Source organism: Acrocarpospora catenulata (genome assembly GCF_018476525.1).
GTDB classification, from domain to species: domain Bacteria; phylum Actinomycetota; class Actinomycetes; order Streptosporangiales; family Streptosporangiaceae; genus Acrocarpospora; species Acrocarpospora catenulata.
On sequence record NZ_JAHCST010000174.1, the window covers coordinates 1 to 632 of the forward strand.

1 protein-coding gene is annotated in these 632 nt (G+C 63.9%); it reads right to left on the reverse strand.

The features are described from left to right. Positions 1–293: 293 nt before the first annotated feature. Positions 294–428, reverse strand: coding sequence for a pilus assembly protein PilP (locus KIP79_RS46230; protein WP_250214969.1), 135 nt, complete (start codon positions 426–428; stop codon positions 294–296). Positions 429–632 lie beyond the last annotated feature (204 nt).

The window sequence follows — 632 nt, forward strand, 5'->3', positions numbered from 1 at the left end:
ACGTGAAAAGTGCCTTCTGAACTGGCGCGGATTGGACCCTAGACAAGCCCTATCCTCCCAGTTCAAAGGCACTTTTCTCATGTAGGCGATCAAGCTGGCTCAAATTCACCGTGAAAGCCGCAGGCTAGGACCCGACACTTGGCGCACCCTTGGCGCTTACTCAACGCCCCCGGGAGCCGCCCGGGGCTCGGCATTCCGAATCGGCCCCGCTTTGTCATGGCGATACACCACGACGCCCCCAACCGCTTGGAACGCACTAAACGAGCCCACCGTCCGACCTGACCCAGACCGGCTCAGAACAGGGTCAGCGGCTCCACCGGCATCGGCTCGGGCAACGGCTCGACGTCCGGGACCCGGGCCCGTACGTCGTCGTGGAAGCGGCGGGCGAGCGGCAGGACCTCCGCGTTGTTGGGGGTGTGGATGAACACGGTCGGGGAAAGACACCCCACTCGCCCCGGACGGATACCCGAACGCTCCCCCGGATTGTGACCGCTGCCACATCAGCCCCAGGGCCCCGGCGTATCGATGATCTGAGCTGATCTGAGGGATTTGCTCATAGCGAGAACAGCACCAGCATTCGGTGTGGGACGTAGGCGTGGCGGCGACGGGCATGAGCGATGTTGGCGATGCCT